The following is a 4660-nucleotide window of genomic DNA, read 5'->3' on the forward strand; positions in this document are numbered from 1 at the left end:
TGTGGAATCACCCCGAAAGACACGACCAGCATAAGCCGAGCATCAAAAGGATGGTGGTTTTTCCATCCGTTGATGAACGGCTTATGTCTCGAGTGTCTGGGTGATGGAACAAGACGAGTTATTTCCCCACCAGTCCTTCTCTAAATATCGTAACGGGCTCAAATTATCTCGAACTAAGTCTTCAACTAATCGGCCCTATACTTTAATAAGCCTTCTATGAATAATCATCAGAAGTTTACTAAGCAGACACCCCCCTATCTACTTATATTATCTCTGTACCATCTCAGTTTGAGAGTCTAACTCATTAAGATTGAGCCAGTTTCTCGCGTAAATTCTTCCGCAGGATTTTACCGGTCGTGTTTTTAGGCAGTTCTTCCATGAACTCTATCCGGGAAGGAACTTTATATTTAGCTAAATGTTCCCGGCAGTACTCACGCAGTATATTTTCATTAATGGATGGATTACTGGATACTACAAAGCTGATGACGGCCTCCCCAAGCTCTGGGTCAGGTGCTCCGACTACAGCGACTTCCGTAATATCCGGATGATTATATAATACTTCCTCTACTTCTCTTGGATAGACATTGTAGCCGCCTACAAGAATCATATCTTTTTTACGATCCACAATATAAAAATAACCTTCTTCATCCACCCGTGCCATATCTCCTGTGTAAAGCCAGCCTTCACGGATGGTTACAGCCGTTTCCTCAGGTAACTTATAATAGCCTTTCATCACGTTCGGACCGCGGACGATCAATTCGCCTACCTCTCCGACTGGAACCTCATCTCCGAGCTCGTCTACCACTTTATTTTCTACATTGCGAATATTGGACCCAATAGAACCAGCTTTTCGAGGACGATCTAAAGGGTTGAATGTCGTAACAGGAGAAGCTTCTGATAAACCATATCCCTCTGAGATTCGCACATTAAATTGTTTTTCAAACGACTCCAGCAGAGCAACAGGAAGAGAAGAGCCGCCGGATATGCAGAGTCTCATATTGGAAAATGCGTGAACTTGATCCTTGCCGGTTTGCTGCAGGTAGTTATACATAGTTGGTACACCTGCAAAGACGGTAGCTTGATATTCCTCAGCTATGGTAAAGACATTCTGAGGGGAGAATTTTGGCACAATTAAGACCGTCCCTCCGTTCATAATCGGAGCGTTTAAAGCGACCGTTAAGCAGAATACATGGAACATAGGTAAAGTAGCTATAACGCGATCCTCCGATGATATTTGCAAGTAATTGGCGACATCTACCGCATTGGAATACAAGTTTTTGTGCGTGAGCATAGCTCCTTTGGGTTTACCCGTTGTGCCGGAAGTGTAGAGAATAACGGCCGTATCTTCACTATCCAGACTTGGGGGATCGTAATCCAGTTTCCCTTCGGACAATACAGTTGTAAACGATTTCATTTTTTGGGATAACGGAGAGTTGTTCAAATCAATGCCTGAACCTGTGTCTGCGGTAAAATAATGATACACCTCTAACTGGTCGTCCATTTTCTCAAATACTTCAAGTAATACATCCATCGTGATGACAGCTTTTACATCCCCATTCTTCAGGATGTAGCTCATTTCATCGGCTGTATAAGTCGGATTGATGGGAATAACCGTAATCCCTGCGCGCAGTGCTCCGTATAAACCGATCATAAATAGCGGACTGTTTCCACTGACAAGGGCAATGTGGTCATGCCTCCCGTAGCCTAATTCGGTCAATCTGGAAGCAAACTTCGTAACTGACGCATCAAATTCCTGATAACTCACCTTTTGTCCCTGAAATATGTAAGCATCTTTAGAAGGGTTACGCTGAGCTGTTACGGACAACTGTTCACTTAAATTCATGAATGACTCCCCTTTTTTATTCTGAATGAATAATCATTCATATTATTGTTTTAAATTTTCAATCTAATTATAAAATACTGACAATTAATTAGCAAGTTTCGTCAAAGAAGTATAAAAAAGATCCCTCATCGCATGAGGAATCTTTGGCTGACTGTATGAATTATCATTTAAGGGATTTAATCTTATCATCCTTGCAAAACACTTTAGTATACGATATCCAAAAACTGTTCAATGCTGATTTTACCTAAATACTGGGAAATATCAATATCTTCGAGAGTTTCTGCAATTGCCTGACGGTTGTATTGCGTACCAATCAGCTTCTCTTCTACATCACTGATGTCCCCTACGCCGAAGAAGTCGCCATAAATTTTAGCATTTTTAATATAACCTTTTGCTACATCCAGACGTACATCATAACTGCCGGCACCTTCAATGCGCTCGGTATGCTGAATATTGAATTTAGGAGATTTTCCATAATTCCAGTCCCAGTTACGGTATCTCTCTTCTGAAAGCTTATAGATCTTCTCCCAATCTTCTTCCGTTAATTTATACTGAGGCACATCTTTTACATCTTCAACGTCGAAAATATGACGCAGAATAAGGTTTTTGAATTCCTCCATGGAGATTTTTTCTTCTAGAAACTCAGAAATATTCGCTACGCGGCTGCGAATGGATTTAATGCCCTTGGATTTGATCTTTTCGGTTTTCACATTAAGAGCTGATACTACATTTTCAATTTCTGAATCCAGCATTAGCGTTCCATGACTGAACATCCGCCCTTTGGTTGAAAATTGAGCATTCCCTGAAATTTTCCGTCCATCTTCAGCAACTACATCATTTCGTCCGGATAGTTCTGCGTTCACACCGATCTGCTTCAGCGCTTCTGTTACTGGTTTGGTGAATTTAGCAAAGTCGTGAAAGCTATCCCCATCGTCCTTCGTAATAAAACTAAAACTTAAATTACCAAGGTCATGGTAAACCGCTCCCCCGCCAGATAACCGGCGTACGACATGTATGCCGTTCTCTTCCACGTAATTAGTATTAATTTCTTCCACTGTGTTCTGGTTTTTACCAATAATGATGGAGGGCTCATTCACGTAAAAAAGCAAGTACGTTTCGTTAATATCGAGGTTTTTCAACGCGTACTCCTCAATCGCAAGGTTAATCGTAGGGTCATTGATTCCTTCGTGATCAATAAATAACATCATTCTCATCCTTTCCACAAAGACTGTTCTAATTCCTTATTGTAATGGTTTCGACACATTTAGACAATCTATTCTCCCCACGTTAAACCTTCCGTAGCTATTTGGATCGTTCCCTGGAACACATCCTGTGCTTCCTGCAGAAGCCGTCCCTGTACACCAAAGTGAGGCAGATGGCTAAGCCATAGGGTACCGACGGAAGCCTTAGCTGCAATGGTAGCTGCTTCTGTACTCGTCATATGCCCAGGTCCTTTTCCATCCATTCCTTTAAAGAAGTTGGTATCTGTAATTAGAAGATCGGCATTGTTAGCAAATTCAGCCCAATCAGAGAAATAACTAGTATCTGCTGTGTAAACAACGGTTTCATTTCCATCCGTAATGCTCATCCCGTAACAAGGAACCGGATGCTCTGTTTTTTGAAAATCAATCGTAAACGGTCCTACCTGCAGACTCTTGCCCGGGTCATACTCCACCCCTTTGGTGTATTGATGAGTCAAGGCTTTAAACGCTGCTTTGTCTTCCTTGTGTCCGTAGATTGGAAGAACTTCATTGGTGTCGTTCAGGGAGTTCTGTACAAGGTAAGCATACTGTAAAGGACCGATATCGGCTACATGATCGTGGTGGTAATGCGACAGCACCACCGCATCCAGGTCCATAAGATTGGTGAATTGCTGCAGCCTGGATAGCACACCACTTCCACAATCAATGAGCATTTTGAACCCGTCCTGTTCATATAAATACCCTGAAGTAGCGCTTCCCGCCTCAGGGTAGGCTCCCCAATAACCGATTACTGTAACTTTCATCTTTATCACTCCTTGTAACTTTGTGCCTATTTTTAAATTGTTTTATAACAGACTGTTGATTTCTGCATATTGTTATAATACAATGGCTTTACACTAAATTAATTGGAGGCGATGTAACATGATGAGCGTAATTGAATTCTTCCGAAATTTGCCCGAGAAACAATGCTCCAAGTGCGGTGATGTTATCCAGGAAAAAGCTGATTGCTATGGTAACGTTTGCGACGAATGCGACCACCCGGCTCACTAATTCTAGTATTCCACAAAAAATTGAATCTGGAACATGTAATTTGGAGCAGCTGAGCAAAAAGCTGCTTTTTTTTGCGATTTTTTAATGTTCAGAGATGCCTGGTATCAATGGTTTTCTATTTTTATTGGATGTCGTAAGCCGGTGACGAGAACCGTGATTATGAAAAGAGATGATCCCTGTATTGCAACAACTTAAATAAAACACCAAGTAACCTTACATAATTTAACATTTATAACAAATAAGTACGGTCCCATAATAGTAATGACGTTTAAATTGTCTCAACCTTTCTATTTATAGGGGGATTCCACTTTGCTGATTAATATTGTATTAGGATTTATTCTTCCCTGGATCAGCGGAGTTTACCTTTACAAACGCACCCGGGTGTTATTTTATCATTCATCGGCAGAAGACTCCCTCTTCAAGCGCCGTGTCGAAGACCGGTGGTAAGGGGGAGATGAATGCCGTTGCCGTAAGGCAAATGCCTTTGAATATTCTCCCTTCCGTGATATTCTAAAATAAGAACATACGTTCCTGATTAGGGGGTGGAAAGGTTGAGGCATAAAGC

At 41.5% G+C, this 4660-nt stretch carries 5 protein-coding genes; 2 read left to right on the forward strand and 3 right to left on the reverse strand.

What is annotated here, in order from left to right; genetic code table 11:
• Positions 1-304: 304 nt before the first annotated feature.
• The 3 genes from WAM07_RS16635 to WAM07_RS16645 all read right to left on the reverse strand — a co-directional run bounded on the left by WAM07_RS16635 (position 305) and on the right by WAM07_RS16645 (position 3848).
• Positions 305-1843: a fatty acid--CoA ligase family protein gene (locus tag WAM07_RS16635; protein ID WP_422168531.1), complete on the reverse strand. Its 1539-nt coding sequence runs from the start codon at positions 1841-1843 to the stop codon at positions 305-307.
• Between the two features lie 203 nt (positions 1844-2046).
• Positions 2047-3048 carry a lipoate--protein ligase gene (locus WAM07_RS16640; protein ID WP_422168532.1) on the reverse strand — a complete coding sequence of 334 codons (1002 nt, stop codon included), beginning with the start codon at positions 3046-3048 and terminating at the stop codon, positions 2047-2049.
• A 68-nt stretch (positions 3049-3116) separates the two neighbouring features.
• Positions 3117-3848 (reverse strand): MBL fold metallo-hydrolase, encoded by a 732-nt coding sequence (locus WAM07_RS16645; protein ID WP_422168533.1) that lies wholly within the window; start codon positions 3846-3848, stop codon positions 3117-3119.
• Between the two features lie 118 nt (positions 3849-3966).
• Here WAM07_RS16645 and yhfH point away from each other — a divergent pair, with 118 nt between their 5' ends.
• The gene (gene yhfH, locus WAM07_RS16650; RefSeq protein WP_087946050.1) at positions 3967-4095 is read left to right on the forward strand and encodes a protein YhfH; all 129 of its coding nucleotides are present in this window, start codon (positions 3967-3969) and stop codon (positions 4093-4095) included.
• A gap of 309 nt (positions 4096-4404) precedes the next feature.
• A complete protein-coding gene (locus WAM07_RS16655; protein WP_422168534.1) occupies positions 4405-4542 on the forward strand; it encodes a hypothetical protein in 138 nt (45 codons plus the stop codon).
• The last annotated feature ends 118 nt before the right edge of the window (positions 4543-4660 follow it).

The organism is Halobacillus sp., from assembly GCF_049282395.1.
GTDB lineage: Bacteria > Bacillota > Bacilli > Bacillales > Halobacillaceae > Halobacillus.

What these genes read in the sequence shown, in the direction of transcription:
- WAM07_RS16635 (WP_422168531.1), bottom strand. Translation starts at nt 1,843, where the DNA reads ATGAATTTAAGTGAACAGTTGTCCGTAACAGCTCAGCGTAACCCTTCT.
- WAM07_RS16640 (WP_422168532.1), bottom strand. Translation starts at nt 3,048, where the DNA reads ATGTTATTTATTGATCACGAAGGAATCAATGACCCTACGATTAACCTT.
- WAM07_RS16645 (WP_422168533.1), bottom strand. Translation starts at nt 3,848, where the DNA reads ATGAAAGTTACAGTAATCGGTTATTGGGGAGCCTACCCTGAGGCGGGA.
- yhfH (WP_087946050.1), top strand. Translation starts at nt 3,967, where the DNA reads ATGATGAGCGTAATTGAATTCTTCCGAAATTTGCCCGAGAAACAATGC.